17 protein-coding genes and 1 tRNA gene are annotated in these 17768 nt (G+C 53.1%); 13 read left to right on the top strand and 5 right to left on the bottom strand.

The features are described from left to right. Nucleotides 1–78 precede the first annotated feature (78 nt). On the top strand, nt 79–474 hold the full coding sequence (locus SJI19_RS09940) for a hypothetical protein (protein ID WP_323478096.1): 396 nt from the start codon (nt 79–81) through the stop codon (nt 472–474). A 465-nt stretch (nt 475–939) separates the two neighbouring features. Beyond that, on the top strand, nt 940–2103 hold the full coding sequence (locus SJI19_RS09935) for a site-specific integrase (protein ID WP_323478095.1): 1164 nt from the start codon (nt 940–942) through the stop codon (nt 2101–2103). A 15-nt stretch (nt 2104–2118) separates the two neighbouring features. Here SJI19_RS09935 and SJI19_RS09930 read toward each other — a convergent pair. Then, nucleotides 2119–2195: transfer RNA gene (locus SJI19_RS09930), tRNA-Arg, on the bottom strand. Nucleotides 2196–2380: 185 nt separating this feature from the next. Here SJI19_RS09930 and folD point away from each other — a divergent pair. After that, on the top strand, nt 2381–3244 hold the full coding sequence (gene folD / locus SJI19_RS09925; protein ID WP_323478094.1) for a bifunctional methylenetetrahydrofolate dehydrogenase/methenyltetrahydrofolate cyclohydrolase FolD: 864 nt from the start codon (nt 2381–2383) through the stop codon (nt 3242–3244). A 12-nt stretch (nt 3245–3256) separates the two neighbouring features. Then, entirely contained in the window at nt 3257–3469 is a 213-nt protein-coding gene (gene ybcJ / locus SJI19_RS09920; protein ID WP_323478106.1) for a ribosome-associated protein YbcJ, read from the top strand. Between the two features lie 120 nt (nt 3470–3589). Here ybcJ and cysS read toward each other — a convergent pair whose 3' ends face one another. Beyond that, complete coding sequence (gene cysS / locus SJI19_RS09915) at nt 3590–4975, bottom strand: cysteine--tRNA ligase (protein ID WP_323478093.1); 1386 nt, start codon at nt 4973–4975, stop codon at nt 3590–3592. 292 nt (nt 4976–5267) lie between these two features. On the opposite strand from cysS, the gene ppiB reads away from it, so the two are divergent. From ppiB to SJI19_RS09885, 6 genes are all read left to right on the top strand, one after another. After that, nucleotides 5268–5762, top strand: coding sequence for a peptidylprolyl isomerase B (gene ppiB, locus SJI19_RS09910; protein WP_323478092.1), 495 nt, complete (start codon nt 5268–5270; stop codon nt 5760–5762). 8 nt (nt 5763–5770) lie between these two features. Beyond that, nucleotides 5771–6493, top strand: coding sequence for a UDP-2,3-diacylglucosamine diphosphatase (locus SJI19_RS09905; protein WP_323478091.1), 723 nt, complete (start codon nt 5771–5773; stop codon nt 6491–6493). 147 nt (nt 6494–6640) lie between these two features. Further along, nucleotides 6641–7150 (top strand): 5-(carboxyamino)imidazole ribonucleotide mutase, encoded by a 510-nt coding sequence (gene purE / locus SJI19_RS09900; protein ID WP_323478090.1) that lies wholly within the window; start codon nt 6641–6643, stop codon nt 7148–7150. Then, nucleotides 7147–8223 (top strand): 5-(carboxyamino)imidazole ribonucleotide synthase, encoded by a 1077-nt coding sequence (purK, locus tag SJI19_RS09895; RefSeq protein ID WP_323478089.1) that lies wholly within the window; start codon nt 7147–7149, stop codon nt 8221–8223. Before purE ends, purK begins: the two co-directional genes overlap by 4 nt. 525 nt (nt 8224–8748) lie before the next feature. Beyond that, nucleotides 8749–9030 (top strand): type II toxin-antitoxin system RelE/ParE family toxin, encoded by a 282-nt coding sequence (locus tag SJI19_RS09890; RefSeq protein ID WP_323478088.1) that lies wholly within the window; start codon nt 8749–8751, stop codon nt 9028–9030. Continuing rightward, nucleotides 9030–9332 carry a HigA family addiction module antitoxin gene (locus tag SJI19_RS09885; RefSeq protein WP_323478087.1) on the top strand — a complete coding sequence of 101 codons (303 nt, stop codon included), beginning with the start codon at nt 9030–9032 and terminating at the stop codon, nt 9330–9332. The genes SJI19_RS09890 and SJI19_RS09885 overlap by 1 nt, the downstream gene beginning before the upstream one ends. A 304-nt stretch (nt 9333–9636) precedes the next feature. Here SJI19_RS09885 and SJI19_RS09880 read toward each other — a convergent pair whose 3' ends face one another. From SJI19_RS09880 to ybbA, 3 genes are all read right to left on the bottom strand, one after another. Further along, a complete protein-coding gene (locus tag SJI19_RS09880; RefSeq protein WP_323478086.1) occupies nt 9637–11868 on the bottom strand; it encodes an NADP-dependent isocitrate dehydrogenase in 2232 nt (743 codons plus the stop codon). Nucleotides 11869–12138: 270 nt separating this feature from the next. Beyond that, on the bottom strand, nt 12139–14571 hold the full coding sequence (gene ybbP / locus SJI19_RS09875) for a putative ABC transporter permease subunit YbbP (RefSeq protein WP_323478085.1): 2433 nt from the start codon (nt 14569–14571) through the stop codon (nt 12139–12141). Next, a complete protein-coding gene (ybbA, locus tag SJI19_RS09870) occupies nt 14568–15254 on the bottom strand; it encodes a putative ABC transporter ATP-binding protein YbbA (protein ID WP_323478084.1) in 687 nt (228 codons plus the stop codon). The genes ybbP and ybbA overlap by 4 nt, the downstream gene beginning before the upstream one ends. Between ybbA and tesA the strand changes: the two genes are divergently transcribed. Genes tesA through SJI19_RS09855 form a run of 3 tightly spaced genes read left to right on the top strand, consistent with a single transcriptional unit; the run spans nt 15225 to nt 17574 of the window. Continuing rightward, the gene (gene tesA, locus SJI19_RS09865; protein ID WP_323478105.1) at nt 15225–15884 is read left to right on the top strand and encodes a multifunctional acyl-CoA thioesterase I/protease I/lysophospholipase L1; all 660 of its coding nucleotides are present in this window, start codon (nt 15225–15227) and stop codon (nt 15882–15884) included. The two genes, ybbA and tesA, sit on opposite strands and share 30 nt — an antisense overlap. 4 nt (nt 15885–15888) lie before the next feature. Further along, complete coding sequence (locus SJI19_RS09860; protein WP_323478104.1) at nt 15889–16665, top strand: SDR family oxidoreductase; 777 nt, start codon at nt 15889–15891, stop codon at nt 16663–16665. A gap of 51 nt (nt 16666–16716) precedes the next feature. Further along, nucleotides 16717–17574, top strand: a complete 858-nt coding sequence (locus tag SJI19_RS09855; protein ID WP_323478083.1) for a co-chaperone YbbN — start codon at nt 16717–16719, stop codon at nt 17572–17574. Nucleotides 17575–17768: the final 194 nt, after the last annotated feature.

Here is a 17768-nt window from a genome sequence, read left to right as displayed (position 1 = left end):
GTTAAAAATGGGAGGATTACCTAATGTCTCCTACTATTGTGTTTTTCTGGTTACATCCTTATGGCGCAAGGAATTTTAATGAAGAATCCAAATATAGTTCTAATTTTATCGCTGTCACTCACATCGCCGGTCTTTGCGGCAGATTTTACAACAAGTCAAATATGTAAGGCTGGCATTGCGGCGGCTTTTGGTAGAGATCCTAAAATTATCAAGGTAAAGGGATCCACAAAGGATTTCCTTGCACTTCAATATTATCGCCCTTCTGATAATTCATTATGGAAATTTCACTGTAAAATTGTCGATGGGAATCAAATAATGTGGCGAGGTGCGGGCGATCCATCCGAACCAAGCTACGTAGGCCGTTGGCGTGATGACCCAAACGACGGAAAAATCACCTACTCGATTGAAAAAAATGTTATCAAGATTGACGACATAACCGGTCAACATACTTACAAGGCAGCCCAATTAAAATAGTTACACAAAAATAGTTTGACATCGGCGCTGTAGCTAACAGGTTACGCTCCGATGTCCAAACTATTAACAAAGACCAGCCCAAACCAAAACACGATCCCATCATTACCGCCCTACTCGATAAGCACACACAAAAAATTCAATGCCTACCTCCCGGCACTTTCCCGGCAAAGCTATGGCTTGTGTACTTTGTGCGCCTTATCGATAGGGAGCAAAGAGGTGAAGTATGAACGACATCAATATCGGAGATGAGGTTTTCACCATCACCGAGGCCGCAACATTCCTAAAAAAGAGTGTCCGCTCAGTTAGGACACTGATTGCTGCTAAACGATTGAAAGCAGGGAAAAGCGGCGCCAATGGTGGTGGTTGTTTAGAAATATTAAAGTCTGACTGCATTGATCATGTGAGTCAGAAAACACACAATCAGGCCGTGAATGCAGAGGACGGCCATTCAGAAAGGAACACTGTATGGCACTCAAACAGCGGTACGGACTCTGGTACTGTGATTTCGTTGCACCGGGTGGGAAAAGAGTTAGGCAAAGCCTTGGAACGGCAGACAAGAAGCAAGCGCAGGAATTGTACGATAAGTTAAAGTCGGACTCATGGCGGATTAGCCGGCTAGGAGAAATAGCGGATCATTCGTTTGAGGAAGCATGTCTACGCTGGCTTACGGAGAAAGAGCAAAAGCGATCGCTTGATGATGACCGCACAAAGATAGAGTTCTTCCTCGGCCATTTTCAGGGACAGGCGCTTTCAAGTATCACGGAAGATAAAGTGGTAGCGGCCACAACGGGGATGATTGACCGGCGTCATAGGCGTATCTGGGAGAGCCGCAGGGACGCGGCATTAAGGAAAGGGAAACCCGTACCGGAATATAAGGCGAAGTACATAGCGGCGTCCACGCGTAGCCAATACCTATCATTTATACGTAGCCTGTTCCACATAGCGGCGGATGAATGGAAATGGCTAAGTCAGGCACCAGTAATTAAAACGCACAAACCAGCTAGCAAACGGATCCGCTGGCTGACCAGGGATGAGGCTGTCACGCTCATTAACTGTATGCCGGAAGGGTTTAGGCCGATCGTGATATTCGCGTTGGCCACCGGTTTACGCCGGTCGAACATTCTGGACTTGGAGTGGTCACAGATTGACCTGCAAAGAAAAGTTGCCTGGATCCATCCAGAGAACGCCAAGGCAGGAAAAGCAATCGGTGTCGCTTTGAATGATACAGCGGCTAAGGTGTTAAGGGACCAAATAGGAAGGAACTCGCGCTATGTATTTGTGCATACGAGCGCCTGGCACCGGTCGGATGGAAGTAGAACGCAGGAAGTTAGGAAGATGCGGGTAGATGATAACTCGGCATGGCGGACTGGCCTCCGCCGTGCTGGTATCACCGACTTTCGTTTTCATGACTTACGGCATACCTGGGCAAGCTGGTTAGTCCAAGCCGGGGTACCGCTGTCAGCACTACAAGAAATGGGCGGTTGGGAAAGCATCGAAATGGTACAACGCTATGCGCACCTTGCACCCAACCATCTCACCGAACACGCGAAGAAAATAGACGGCATAATTGGAATCAATGTCACTAATCTGGCACTTTGCGAATTTGGAGAGAAAAAGAAAGAAGCATAACCCGTTGATTATAAATGGTACGCCCTACTGGATTCGAACCAGTGACCTACGGCTTAGAAGGCCGTTGCTCTATCCGACTGAGCTAAGGGCGCATGACTGCGGATTTGCTGGGTAATGCGGTTTGGATTATACGTAGCAAGCGGAGTGAGTCAATGGCTTTTCTGCCAAGTGCTCGTAAGCTGAACAAAAGGTTTTCATTCAATGCCTGACAGCGGGCCGCGCATCTGCCAAAATACCCCCATCTCAGCTTGATTACACTGATGGATTACCGATTCCGATGGTTGCTAAACTTATTGATGGTAAAATGATTGCCCAGCAGGTTAGGGATGAAGTGGCTTCGCAGGTGCGTCAACGTCTAGCCGATGGGCGACGTGCGCCCGGTCTGGCAGTGGTATTGGTGGGAGAAGACCCGGCGTCGCAGATTTACGTGGCCAGTAAACGTAAGGCCTGCGAGGATGTGGGATTTCTCTCCCGTTCCTATAATTTGCCCGATACGGTCAGTGAGGCCGAACTGCTGGAGCTGATCGATACACTCAACGACGATGAACGCATCGATGGTATCTTGGTACAACTGCCATTACCGGCGGGTATTGACAATATCAGCGTGCTGGAACGCATCAGGCCGGATAAGGATGTTGACGGGTTTCACCCATATAATGTCGGGCGGTTATGTCAACGCGCGCCGCTACTGCGCCCCTGCACCCCCCGCGGTATCATGACCTTGCTCGAACGCTACCAGATTGATACGTTCGGGGTAAACGCCGTGGTGGTGGGTGCATCAAACATCGTTGGCCGGCCAATGAGCCTTGAACTGCTGCTGGCCGGTTGCACGGTTACCGTAACGCACCGTTTTACCAAGGATTTGCAGCGGCATATCGAGAACGCCGATCTGCTGGTGGTTGCGGTGGGTAAACCCGGTTTTATCCCGGGTGAGTGGATAAAACCGGGTGCGGTGGTGCTTGATGTCGGCATTAGCCGATTACCCAGCGGCAAGGTGGTGGGGGATGTCGACTTTGCCACTGCCTCACAACGTGCGTCCTATATTACCCCGGTACCCGGAGGCGTTGGCCCAATGACGGTGGCAACCTTAATTCAAAACACTTTGCAGGCATGTGAAGACTTTCACGATATAGCATCTTAACGGCGGAACATGATGGAAACTTTTTCTCTTGACGGCCATCCGTACATTGCATTGTGCGATTTACTGAAGATTCAGGGTTGGTGTCACAGCGGCGCAGCAGCGAAAACCTCTATTTACGGCCAGCAGGTCAAGGTCGACGGCACGATGGAAACCCGCAAGCGGTGTAAAATCGTGGCTAACCAGCAGGTCGAATTTTTAGGAAAAACGGTGAAAATTGTCGAATAAACCGATGGATAAACATCGGTAGGTTTGCCGAAAATAAAGGTAAATAGTCAATACAAGAAGGGCGCGATAACCTGTTATCGCGCCCTTCTGCTATTTCCGTTCGAAAAAGACTAGCGGAAGTTATCCTCTACGCCAAATGGTGCCCTGAGCGCCGTCCTCTAACACAATACCCAGCGCATTAAGCTGGTCGCGGGCTTCATCAGCCAACTGCCAATCTTTATTACTGCGTGCGTCGTTGCGTTGTTTGATCAAGGCTTCAATCTTGGCAACTTCATTCTCATTGACCTGAGCGCCATGCTGCAGGAACTGTTCCGGATCCTGTTCCAGCAGGCCTAATACATTAGCCAAATCACGCAACCCTGCCGCCAGCGCGACCGCTGCCGTCGGGTCTTCAACTTTCAGACGATTGACTTCACGCGCCATCTCGAACAGCACGGAATAGGCTTCGGGAGTATTAAAATCATCGTCCATGGCGGCGGTAAACTGTGCTTTGAACGCCTCATCACCCGCGGCCGTCGTCTGTGGATCGGTACCGCGTAAAGCAATATAGAGTCGTTCCAGTGAGGATCGGGCCTGCTTGAGGTTATCCTCGCTGTAGTTAAGCTGACTGCGATAATGGCCGGACATCAAAAAATAACGTACGGTTTCGGCATCGTAATACTTCAAGACATCACGCACGGTAAAAAAGTTATCCAGTGATTTGGACATTTTTTCCCGATCGACCATGACCATGCCCGAATGCATCCAATAATTGACGTAGGGGCCTTCATGGGCACAGCTGGACTGGGCAATTTCATTCTCGTGATGGGGGAACATCAAATCCGAGCCGCCGCCATGGATATCAAAATGCGACCCCAGCTCATTGCAATTCATGGCCGAGCATTCAATATGCCAGCCTGGGCGACCGTCACCCCAGGGAGACGGCCAGCTCGGCTCGCCTTCTTTGGCCATTTTCCACAATACAAAATCCATTGGATTGTGTTTCACATCACCCACATCCACCCGGGCGCCAGCCTGAAGCTGTTCGAGATCCTGCCGGGAGAGTACCCCGTAGGTAGGATCGGTATCTACTGCAAACAAAATATCGCCATCGGTCGCCTGGTAGGCATGACCTTTTTGCAGCAAGGTACTGACCAACTCGACGATCTCCGTCATGTGGCGTGTGGCACGGGGTTCACTGTCCGGTCGCAGGATTTTTAACGCGTCAAAATCCTGATGCATTTCCGCCATCATGCGCCCAGTCAGCTGTTCAATTGTCTCTTGGTTTTTAGCCGCACGATGGATGATTTTGTCGTCTATGTCGGTAATATTGCGTACATAGTTGACGTCATAGCCTTGGTGACGCAAATAACGGGTCACCACATCAAACGCGACAAACGTCCGCCCATGGCCGATATGGCATAGGTCATAGACGGTAATGCCACACACGTACATGCCGACTTTGTCGGTATGGATAGGCTTAAAATCCTCTTTTTGTCGTGTCAGGGTATTATAAATCTTCAGCATCGAAATTCATTCCATGGTGTTAGCGGGGGTACGTGTGTGTATACCGACAAGTGCGAACGGGCTCATTGTTAACAGCGTACTGAAACCCGAAGGCGCTGGCAATTCAAGATCGGGGCCGGTAATAAAATGTTATTTTCCTGACGGCGACCAGCGCAACCCGCACGCTTTTCATGCCAGAAATCAGCATTCACTGCGGCGAATGCTGACTCAGCCCCGGACTTATGTTATAAATTCAGTCTGCTTGATCACTGACTGTGAGCAACTCATTTACTGACTCGTAGGACAACTATTTATGGTCACTCTTCATACCAATCACGGCGATATCGTCATTAAGACCTTCGCTGATAAAGCTCCATTAACCGTTGAAAATTTTCTGACTTACTGCCGCGACGGTTTTTACGATAATACCATTTTCCACCGCGTAATTAATGGTTTTATGATCCAGGGCGGCGGTTTTGAACCTGGCATGACGCAGAAAAAGACCCGTGCAACGGTGAAAAATGAAGCCAATAATGGCCTGAAAAATACCCGTGGCACCCTGGCAATGGCTCGTACTAACGATCCGCATTCCGCCACTGCGCAGTTTTTCATCAATCTGGTTGACAATGATTTCCTTAACTTCCGTTCTGAACGCGCTGACGGCTGGGGCTATTGTGTGTTTGCCGAAGTGACCGACGGACTCGACGTGGTAGAGAAAATCAAAAATGTGGCGACCGGCAACAGTGGCCCACATCAGGATGTGCCAAAAGAAGATGTGATTATTACTGGCGTGACCGTAGACGAATAATCGTTGCCATGGCAACTTTGTTTATTGCAGATCTGCATCTCAGTATTCATGAACCGGCGATCACCGCCGGTTTTCTGCGTTTTTTACAGCAGCAGGCCGTTCACGCCGACGCACTGTATATCCTGGGAGATTTGTTTGAAATCTGGATCGGCGATGACGACCCGTCGCCGCTGCATGCCGAAATAGCCCTAGCGCTCAATACGCTCAAGCAACAGGGTGTACCCTGCTTTTTTATCCATGGCAATCGCGACCTGCTTATTGGCAAGCGTTTCGCCCGGGCCAGCGGCATGACGATACTTGCGCAAGAGAAATTACTGACGTTATACGATCGTCCCATGCTTATCCTGCACGGCGACACGCTGTGTACCGATGATTTGGCTTACCAACGTTATCGACGGCGGGTTAACCGGCGCTGGGTGCAGTGGCTATTCCTGATGTTGCCGCTAAAAAAACGTGTGCGCATCGGCCAGCAACTGCGAACAGGCAGCCAACAGGCCAATCAGGAAAAATCCGCAGCCATTATGGATGTCAATCCGCAGGCCGTGGTAGCGGCATTTTCACGCTATGATGTGACATGGATGATTCACGGTCACACCCATCGGCCGGCTATCCATACCGTTGTTCTTCCCCAGGGAAAAGCCCATCGCGCGGTGCTCGGTGCGTGGCATCAGCAAGGATCCATGATAAAAGTGACCAGGGAAAGCGTAGAGCTGGTGGAGTTTCCTTTTTAGCCACTAAATTATGGCGAACACGGCTACGCAACCGTTTTCCTCGCCTGGATCACATGCTATGCTCTACGCCCTCTTCATTATAGCGCCCCCCGGCGGCACCCGGCGTGACAGGGGGCGTTGATTAATAGCACAGGAGCAACTACGCGCATGCAATCCAACCTTGCCCCGGCAAAAATTGCCATTGTCATGGGGTCCAAAAGCGACTGGGCCACAATGCAATTTGCCGCCGATATTCTCACCGAGCTGCAATTGCCCTTCCATGCGGAGATTGTTTCGGCGCATCGTACTCCGGATAAATTATTCAGCTTTGCCGAACAGGCGGCCGGCGCGGGTTACCAGGTCATTATCGCCGGTGCTGGCGGCGCGGCACATCTGCCGGGAATGCTGGCGGCAAAAACACTGGTACCGGTATTAGGTGTGCCAGTGCAAAGTGCGGCGCTCAGTGGCGTTGACAGTCTTTATTCTATTGTCCAAATGCCGCGCGGCGTACCGGTGGGCACATTGGCCATAGGTAAAGCCGGAGCGGCCAACGCCGCGCTACTGGCGGCGCAGATCCTGGCATTACATGACCAAGGGTTACATGCTCGCCTGGTCGCCTGGCGACGAGCGCAAACCGATACGGTGTTGGCTCACCCCGACCCACTGGAGGAAGCATGAAACCGGTCTGTGTTTTAGGCAACGGTCAATTGGGCCGCATGTTGCGCCAGGCCGGCGAACCGTTGGGCATTGCGGTGTTCCCGGTAGGACTGGATGCCGACCCACACTCGTTGCCGTTTGAGCAAAGCGTCATTACTGCCGAAATAGAACGTTGGCCACAAACCACGCTAACGCGCGAACTTGCCAACCACAAGGCGTTTGTCAATCGGGACATCTTCCCGCGCCTGGCCGACCGACTGACGCAAAAAACGTTGCTGGACGACTTACGGCTCGCCACGGCCCCTTGGGAAGAGCTCAGTGCCGCCGCACAATGGCCACAAGTATTCGCGTCTTTTAATAATTTGGCTATTGTTAAACGCCGCGTCGGCGGTTATGACGGACGCGGGCAATGGCGCTTATCTCCGGGGGATGAAGCATCACTTGAGCAGGAATGTTATGGTAGTTGTATCGTTGAGAAGGGTATCGGTTTTTCCGGTGAAGTGTCGCTGATCGGCGCCCGCGCCTACGATGGCAGCATGGTGTTCTACCCGCTCACCCATAACTTTCACCAGGATGGCATACTGCGCGCCAGTGTGGCATTGCCGCAGCCCGATAGCGCGCTACAGCGCCGAGCACAAAGCATGCTATCAGCGATTATGCATGAACTCAGTTATGTCGGTGTCATGGCGATGGAATGCTTTATTCTGGACGGCGATTTGCTGATTAATGAACTGGCGCCACGGGTGCACAATAGCGGTCACTGGACACAAAACGGCGCATCGCTAAGCCAATTCGAGCTGCATCTGCGCGCCATCCTCGCCCTACCCCTGCCTGAACCAGAGGTCACTTCTGCGTCGGTAATGATCAACCTCATTGGCACTGATATCAATACCGACTGGCTGGCCGATCCCCTGGTTAACCTGCATTGGTATGAAAAAGACGTTCGCCCTGGACGCAAGGTCGGCCATCTCAACCTCAACCACCCCGACGAGCGATACCTCCGCCACAGCCTAGACTACCTGGCTACGCTACTGTCGGATGAGTATCAAACCGCCCTCACCTGGGCACAAAAACAACTCGCCGAACTCAGCTAACCCCTGGCGATGGTCTGCTGCGCGATCACCGATCGCACCGCAAACCCGGTTAAAGGGAGAACGCACCAATGGGGTCGAAGCGGCCGTTTCCCGGCCGCCAGAGCGCCCCATGGTACGCTAGGCCCGCGATCACCGATCGCACCACAACCCCGGTTAGAGGGAGAGCGTGCCAATGGGGTCGAAGCGGCCGTTTCCCGGCCGCCAGAGCGCCCCATGGTACGCTAGGCCCGCGATCGCCAATCGCACCGCAAACCCGGTTAAAGGGAGAGCGCACCAATGGGGTCGAAGCGGCCGTTTCCCGGCCGCCAGAGCGCCCCATGGTACGCTAGGCCCGCGATCACCGATCGCACCGCAAACCACGTTAAAGTGAGAGCGCACCAATGGTTCTGCCTCTTTTTCACCTCCCGCAGCTATATTTACATAAACGAAATTTGAAAAGACCTGGCATGACTGATCCACTACCGGTGTTGCCTAACAGGAAACATATGGTATAGTGTTTCCTTACGGGAAACAGGAGGTCGCGGCGTGATCAAAAGCTGGAAGCATAAGGGATTGCAAAAACTGTATGAGAAAGACGATGAAAGTGGTGTACAGGCACAAGACGTAGAACGAATAAGACTGCGCCTATTGGCCATCGACGAGGCGATCACCATTGATGACTTTAAGCAGTTCCCTAGCTTTAGATTTCACACATTGAAAGGAGATAAAAAGAACCTTCATTCTGTTACCGTACGTGCCAACTGGCGTATCACCTTCGAATTCATAGACGGTGATGCTTACATTTTGAATCTGGAGGACTATCACTGATGGCTATGTTCAATCCCCCTCATCCGGGAGGTCTGGTCACGGAATACCTTGAAGATTTCGGCGTAAGTCTTCGCTCCTTGGCTAGAGATTTAGGTGTGACGCCTTCATCCCTAAGCAAAATCGCTAGCGGAAAAAGCGCAATATCCCCTGAAATGGCGGTTCGTCTTGAGGCAGGACTCGGTATCTCGGCACGCCTATGGTTGGCAATGCAGGCCGCATATGACCTCAACAGAGCCCGCGAAACAACGGATATATCACACATTATTCCATCTCCATACGCCGCGGACGTAGCGGCGCATTAACGAGCAGCCCCGTTAAAGGGAAAGCGCCCCATGGTACGCTAAGCCCGCGATCACCGATCGCACCGCAAACCCGGTTAAAGGGAGAGCGTGCCAATGGGGTCGAAGCGGCCGTTTACCGGCCGCCAGAGCGCCCCATGGTACGCTAGGCCCGCGATCGCCAATCGCACCGCAAACCCGGTTAAAGGGAGAGCGTGCCAATGGGGTCGAAGCGGCCGTTTACCGGCCGCCAGAGCGCCCCATGGTACGCTAGGCCCGCGATCACCGATCGCACCGCAAACCCGGTTAAAGGGCGAACACGCCGCCCCTAGATCATGACGCCTTGCAGCGCATGATTCAACGTCGCGCTAGGACACATCGCCTGGCTGGCCAACACGGGATTCGGATGATAATACCCACCAATATCCACCGCATGGCCCTGAACCTGATTCAGCTCAGCGACGATTTTATCCTCATTGTCAGCCAACACCTGCGCCAACGGAGCAAACTGATCGCGCAGCGCCGGATCCTCATTCTGACCTGCCAACGCCTGAGCCCAATACAGTGCCAGGTAAAAATGACTACCACGGTTATCCAGTTCACCGGTTTTACGCGAAGGTGACCTATTCATATCCAGGAACTGACCGTTAGCCTGATCAAGCGTTTTCGCCAGAACCTTCGCTTTGGCGTTGGCACTGGATGAGCCCACAAAATCCAACGACGCCGCCAGCGCCAGAAACTCACCCAGAGAATCCCAGCGCAAATGGTTCTCCTGCAGGAACTGCTGAACATGCTTGGGAGCAGAACCACCAGCACCGGTTTCAAACAGCCCCCCGCCGCTCATCAACGGTACGATGGACAACATCTTGGCACTGGTACCCAACTCCATAATCGGGAACAGATCGGTCAGATAATCACGCAGCACATTGCCGGTGACGGAAATGGTATCCAGGCCGGCACGAATGCGATCAATGGAAAAACGGGTGGCTGCTTCCGGCGACATAATACGCACATCCAACCCATCAAGATTATGATCCTGCAGGTAACGGCGCACTTTAAGGATCATCTGCGCATCATGAGCGCGCTGTGGATCCAGCCAAAAAATAGCCGGTGTTGTAGACTCACGCGCACGGTTCACCGCAAGTTTCACCCAATCCTGGATAGGTGCGTCCTTAGCCTGGCACATCCGCCAAATATCACCACTTTCCACTGCCTGCTCCAGCAGCACCTGGCCATGTTCGTCGGTGACTTTAACCACCCCATCAGCCTGAATGTGGAACGTCTTGTCGTGAGAACCATACTCTTCTGCCTTTTGCGCCATCAGGCCGACGTTGGGAACGCTGCCCATGGTGGTCGGATCGTAGGCACCATGCAGTTTGCAGTCGTCGATAACCACCTGATAGACGCCGGCATAACAGCGATCGGGGATGATCGCCTTGGTGTCATGCAGTTTGCCATCAGGGCCCCACATTTTACCAGAATCACGGATCATCGCCGGCATCGATGCATCAACGATCACATCACTGGGCACATGCAGATTGGTAATACCCTTATCGGAGTTCACCATCGCCAGTGGCGGACGAACCTGATACAACGCCTGGATGGCGTGTGTTATATCATCCTGTTGTGCAGCGGGCAGCGATGTTATCTTGGCGTATACATCGCCAATACCATTGCTGACATCCACACCCAGCGGTGCAAGTACATCAGCAAAACGGGTCAGCACATCCTGATAATACACTGCGACGAATTGGCCAAAAATGAGGGGGTCGGAAATCTTCATCATCGTGGCTTTCAGATGCACCGACATCAGCACGCCTTGACGTTTGGCATCCTCAATTTGCTCGGCGATAAACCGGCGTAGCGCTTTTTTGCTCATCACGGACGCATCAATAATTTCACCGGTATTCACTGCGGTTTTCGCTTTCAGTATCTGCACACCGCCGTCTTTGGCAAACAGCTCAATCTTGACGCTACCGTCGGCCGCAATCAACGCGGACTTTTCGCTACCGTAAAAGTCGCCGTCGGTCATATGGGCAACATGGGTTTTCGAGTCAGCAGACCAAGGCCCCATACGGTGCGGGTGTTTGCGCGCATATTTTTTAACCGATAGCGGTGCGCGTCGATCGGAATTGCCTTCGCGCAGCACCGGGTTTACCGCGCTGCCCTTAATTTTATCGTAACGGGCGTTGGCCTCTTTTTCCGCCGGGGTTTTCGGCTCGTCGACATAGTCTGGCACCGCGTAACCCTGGGTTTGCAATTCTTTGATAGCGGCTTTTATCTGCGGCAAGGAGGCGCTGACATTGGGTAATTTAATGATATTGGCTTGTGGTGTTACCGTCAGGTGCCCCAGCTCAGCCAAATCGTCAGCTATTCTTTGATTTTCTTTAAGATATTCAGGGAAGTTAGCGAGAATGCGACCGGCCAGCGAGATATCACGCGTTTCTACCGCGATCCCCAGGGATTGAGTAAACGCCCTGATGATCGGCAGCAGGGAATAGGTCGCCAAGGCCGGAGCTTCATCGGTAAGGGTATAGATAATCTTGGAGGTTGTGGACATTTATTACGTAAACTCCTCTATTACAAAGCGATTGCAACTATCTTGAAGAGTGCGAAACCGTTGCGTTCACCGTTGGCACCAGTTGGGAGCATAAACGGAAATACGGTATTTCCAGGAAACACTTCCAGGTGCTTCAATTGGGCAGAACGGGTCTGCCAAAGGGTCATATTACCTGGCCGTTACTGTGCAGTAGACGGCCGGTAACTGTCAACCTGGATGTCTCACTCCTGAAGATTTTTTGTTGCATCAATGTTTTTTTTTCGTAAAATATCAGCCCTGATATTGGCGATAGGCTCCTTTGGCCGTGATCAACCTGATGCCCAGCAGGGTGCCCATAAGCGATAGCAGCAGCATACTGCCCAGGGGTAACATCCACCACAACATATAATTTGGCTGCCACGGAAAATCGAACACACGACGTTGCAACAAGGCCAACGCCACCTCAGCGCCCACCGTCGCCGCCAGCCCAGCGACCCCACCTAATAAGGCAAACTCGCTCCATAACGTGGCGCGCAACAAGGTTCTACCGGCGCCCAACGTGCGGTAAACCACCAGTTCTTGCTGACGTTGGCGCATGCCCACCTGCACTTGAGCCGCTAATAATAAACCACCGCAGATCAACACCAAAATCACCATGATTTCCAGGGCTCGGCTCACCTGCCGCAGTATTTGACCAATCTGATCGAGTATCGCGCCGACATCCAATAAACTCAACGTTGGAAACTGCCGATTCAGCTGTACCATCACCTTGCCATCGCCGTGATAACGAAAACTGGTCAGCCAGGTCTGTGGTTGATGGTCCAGCACACCAGGAGGGAAGATAAAAAAGAAATTGGGTCTTAGGCTCTGCCAATCCACTTTACGCACACTGCTGACTTTGGCGCTAAAGGATTGCGTATCGCCGGTAAACGTCAGCATATCCCCTGGTTTGAGATGCAACTGTTCAGCCACCTGCTGTTCAATGGAAACTTCACCCGTTTTGGGTGGCCATTGCCCGTTCAACATTTGGTTATGCTCGGGCAGCTCCGATAGCCAGGTCAAATTAAGTTCGCGGTTGACCGTTCGACCGCCTGGATCATTCTCATGGATCACCTCGGTGGCCTTTTGCTGGTTAATCTCTGTGAGACGAGCGCGAATGATCGGATAAAATACGCCAGGCTGGACCGATTTACCGGCAAGGAAATCCTTAACCTGGGGCACCTGCTCCGTGGTCATGTTCAGCAAAAAATAGTTCGGACTGTCCGGCGGCAACTGTTGTTGCCAGCGCTCCAGCAAATCACCGCGCATCACCAATAACAGCGCCAGCAGCATAAAAGACATCGAGAATGCCGCCAGTTGGCTCATGGTCACCAGCGGTTGGCGAAGCAGACGATTGATCGCCAGACGCAACGTCAAACGGCGCACAGTCAGGCGCCGCAAAATCCATAAGGCCCCCCATCCGATAACCGCCAGCAGCAGCGACAACATGACGATGCCGCCGACCAACGACCATAACAGTGCATTAGCGCCGGCCAATAACGTCAGCAATCCGAGCACCATCAGTGCGACCACCGGCAAATAGATGCGCAAGGGCCAAACAATACGGCCCGTATCCCGCCGCAGTACCCGCAACGGTCTGGTCGCCAACAATTGGCGGTAGGGACGCAACCCCACCAGCAGGGAGATGACCACCAGCGAACCCAGTGACCACAGCCATGGCCACCCACTCGCCGCGGGCAGGGCTACCGGCAACACCGGCGCCAGTACCCGCAGCAAAATCGCTTCGAAAGACAAGCCGATCAGACCGCCGCAAACACCGGAAAATATCAGCAATGCCAGCCATTGCCCTACCACCAATTTCATCAACGACCGACGTCCCGCGCCGAGTGTTTTCAAAATGGCCACCACATCCCCACGGCTGCGACAGTAATGTCCCATGGCCACCGCCACCGCCGCCACCGACAACAGTAGCGTCAGCAACGCCGACAGCACCAGAAAATCATGGGCTCGCTGTAAGGTGGAATTTAACGCACCACTGGAGTCGTCCATGCTATACCAGCGCTGGTCGTCAGCCAGTTTCGGCAACAGGAATTGTTCAAAATTTTGCAAAGGTTGCTCAGCGCCGGCAAACAGATAACGCCAGGTTACCCGGCCTCCGGGCTGAACCGCGCCGGTGCTTGGCACATCCGCCAGGTTAATAATGATGCCGGGCGCAGTTTGGAAAGGATTAAAACCACTATCCGGTTCGCGTACAACCTCGCCGGCGATACGCAACGTGGCGTTACCCACCTCCAGGGGGTCACCGACTTTTACGCCGAGCAGGGCCAACAGGCGTGGCGCCACCAGCACCGTACCCGGTGCGGCGCGCAAATTAGCCGGGCGGGTCGTCAGCACACCATACAGTGGATATCGTGCATCAGTGGCTTTGACATCGGCCAATTGGGCATTGTCGCCGGCAAAGGTCATGGTCATAAAACTGATTTGACGACTGAGCAGCAACCCGTCGCCCTGTGCCTGACGCAGCCAAGCTTCGTCCACCGGTCGCGGCGCACGCAAGACCCGATCGGCGGCCAGGAATTCACGACTTTGTTGCCCTAACCCCTTTTGCATCCGATCGCTCATGCTCCCCAGGGCCAGTACACAGGCGACTGACAGGGTCAAGGCCAGCCAGACTATGATTAATGAAGGTGAGCGCCATTCACGCCAAAACCATCGTGCGATCATGCCACCTCCAGCAGTTTGCCGTCCTGCAGGCGTAAACGCCGCTCACAACGGGCGGCCAACTGAGTATCATGCGTCACCAGGATAAGTGTGGTGGCATAGTCGTGGTTGAGTGAAAATAACAGGTCGGCGATACGATCGCCGGTCTTGCGATCCAAATTGCCGGTCGGTTCATCGGCAAACAGGATCTGCGGCCGACCGCTAAAGGCACGGGCCAGGGCGGCGCGCTGCTGTTCGCCGCCGGACAGTTGGGCCGGCAAGTGGTTAAGACGTTGCGCCAACCCGAGCTTTTCCAATAAATCTACAGCCTGTCCCCGGCTCTGACGTTCGCTTTCGCCACGCAGCAACGCTGGCAATTGCACGTTCTCCAGGGTGGTAAGCGTCGGTACCAACATAAAAGACTGAAAGACAAAACCCACACTCTTGGCACGCAATGCCGCCCGTTGCTCTTCGTCAAGTTTCGCCAGCGATTGCCCCAACAGCCATACATCCCCCTCGCTACCATCATCCAATCCAGCCAAAATGCCCAATAGCGTTGACTTACCGGAACCCGACTCGCCAATCAACGCAATTGTCTGAGCGGGTTTGACAAGCAGCTCAACTCCGGTAAGGATGGAGATCTGGTTTTCTCCTTGACCGACGTGTTTACTAAGATGATGAACTTCAACAACGTTTTCCGCTGGCATTTCCTCTTCCTTTTGCTGTTGGGAGTATTCAGTGTACCGGCATTCGCCACAGATACCTTATTGATTCTAGGCGATAGTCTCAGCGCAGGTTATCGTATGCCGGCGGAACGAGCCTGGCCCTCATTGCTTGATAATCAATGGCGCGCCAAGCCGGATGGCATTCGCGTCGTTAACGCCAGCATCAGTGGCGATACCGCTACTCAAGGCTTGGCGCGCCTCCCCGCCCTGCTTAAACATCATAAACCCCGTTGGGTGCTTATCGAACTGGGTGGCAATGACGGTCTACGCGGTTTTCCGCCACCGGCCATTGCCAAAGATTTGGCACAGGCCATCACGCAAATCAGGCAAGCCGGGGCGCAACCTCTACTGATGCAAATTATGCTGCCGGCCAACTATGGGCGCCGTTATACCGAGTCGTTTAGCGCGATATATCCGGCGCTGGCGCAACAATATCACGTGCCGTTGCTGCCTTTTTTTATGGAGCAGGTATATTTAAAACCGCAGTGGATGCAGGATGATGAGATTCATCCCAATGCCGACGCCCAAGATTTTATTGCGCAATGGATGTCGACGCGGTTGTATCCCCTACTTAAGCACGAAATCCCGGCCGACGAGGCGAAAAATGGGTAAAGTTATGCAAAAAACGGTGGTTATTACCGGTTGCTCAAGCGGTATTGGTCGAGTAGCGGCTATAGATCTACGTCACCGGGGCTATCGGGTGCTGGCCACCTGCCGCAAACCGGCAGACGTGGCTCGCTTGGTGGACGAAGGATTCGAGGCGCTGGTGTTGGATCTGGACGATGAAGCCAGCGTTGACGCCGCCGCTGATCAGATCATCGCCCTGGCCGGTAATCGGCTGTGGGGGCTGTTTAATAATGCCGGTTATGGCATGTACGGCCCCCTGGCGGATCTTACCCGCCGGCAATTGGAACAGCAATTCGCCAGCAACCTGTTCGGCACCCACCAATTAACCCGCCGATTACTGCCCGCCATGCTACCTCACGGTGAAGGACGGATTATCCAAACCAGTTCGATCATGGGACTGGTGTGTACACCCGATCGCGGCGCCTACGCCGCCAGTAAACATGCCCTTGAGGCCTGGTCGGATACCTTACGCATGGAGTTGCATGATACCGGTCTGTATGTCAGTCTAATTGAACCGGGACCGATTTCTACCGCTTTTACCAGCAACGTAAACCTATCCCGGGCGGACAAACCGGTGACCAATCCCGGCATCGCCAAGCGATTTACGTTGCCTGCGCAGGCAATCCTGCCAAAATTGCACCATGCTTTAGAGCATCCACGTCCCCGACTGCGTTATCCGGTAACCCTGGTCGCTAGCTGTTTATCATTATTGCGTCGTTTGCTGCCAGGGCGTTACCTGGATATGATTTTACGCGCTAGCCATTGAGACGGGGAAAGATGCCCCAATATATTGCTAAAACGGATGAGAGAGAATTTCATGTTAGCTCAAGCCACTATTGTTGATATTAATGAATCAAACCTGCAGCAGACGCTGGAATTATCCATGTCTCAGCCGGTGCTGTTCTATTTCTGGTCGGAACGCAGCCCGCATTGCCAGCAAATGACGCCGATTATCGATAAGCTGGCAAATGAATTCGCCGGTCAGTTTGTCCTGGCGAACGTGGATTGCGATGCCCAGCAGCAATTGGCCGCCCAGTTTGGCCTACGCTCAATTCCGACGCTATATCTGTTTAAAGACGGTCAACCGCTGGACGGTGTCCAGGGACCCCAGTCGGAAGAAGCCATCCGCGAACTGCTGGCGCGGGTATTGCCTAACCCCGCCGAATTAAAAATGGCCGAGGCCAGCGACCTGATGCAAGAAGGCCAATATGTTCAGGCGTTGCCGCTGCTTAAAGAAGCATGGCAGTTAACTGAGAAATCCACCGAAGCCGGCCTGCTGTTGGCGCAGACCTATATTGAGCTTAACCGCACCGAGGATGCCGAGGACGTATTGGCAGTGGTGCCGCTGCAGGATAAAGATACCCGTTATCAAGGCCTGGTAGCCAAAATTGAGTTGTTGAAACTGGCGGCAGACACGCCGGAAATTCAGCAGTTGCAGCAGCAGGTGCAAAATAACCCGAAAGATGCGGCGTTGGCCGTACAGTTGGCGTTGCAAATGCATCAGGTGGGACGAAATGAAGAAGCGCTGGAACTGTTGATCGGCCATTTACGTAATGATCTCACCGCGGCCGGTGGCGATGTCCGCAAAACACTGATGGATATTTTGGCCGCGTTGGGTACCGGCGACGCACTGGCTGCCAAGTATCGTCGTCAGCTCTATTCTTTACTCTATTGATAAAACCACTCGCATTCTACTCTCGCCAATAGTTTTCGCGTTGCGAGAAGGCGGCAAGTATAAAAAACCCGAAGAGCTGACTGAGTGATTCGGGTGAAAAAGTGCCGCCAACTTCCCTACAACGTGAAACTCGAAGGTTATACGGGCATTTTTTCGCTCCCCCACGCCTTTATTGTTTAAAAATTGTACTTGAG

It is taken from the genome of Acerihabitans sp. TG2 (assembly GCF_035013185.1).
In the GTDB taxonomy this organism is placed as follows: Bacteria; Pseudomonadota; Gammaproteobacteria; order Enterobacterales; family Enterobacteriaceae; genus Acerihabitans.
This window is presented reverse-complemented; position numbering and strand designations above follow the sequence as displayed.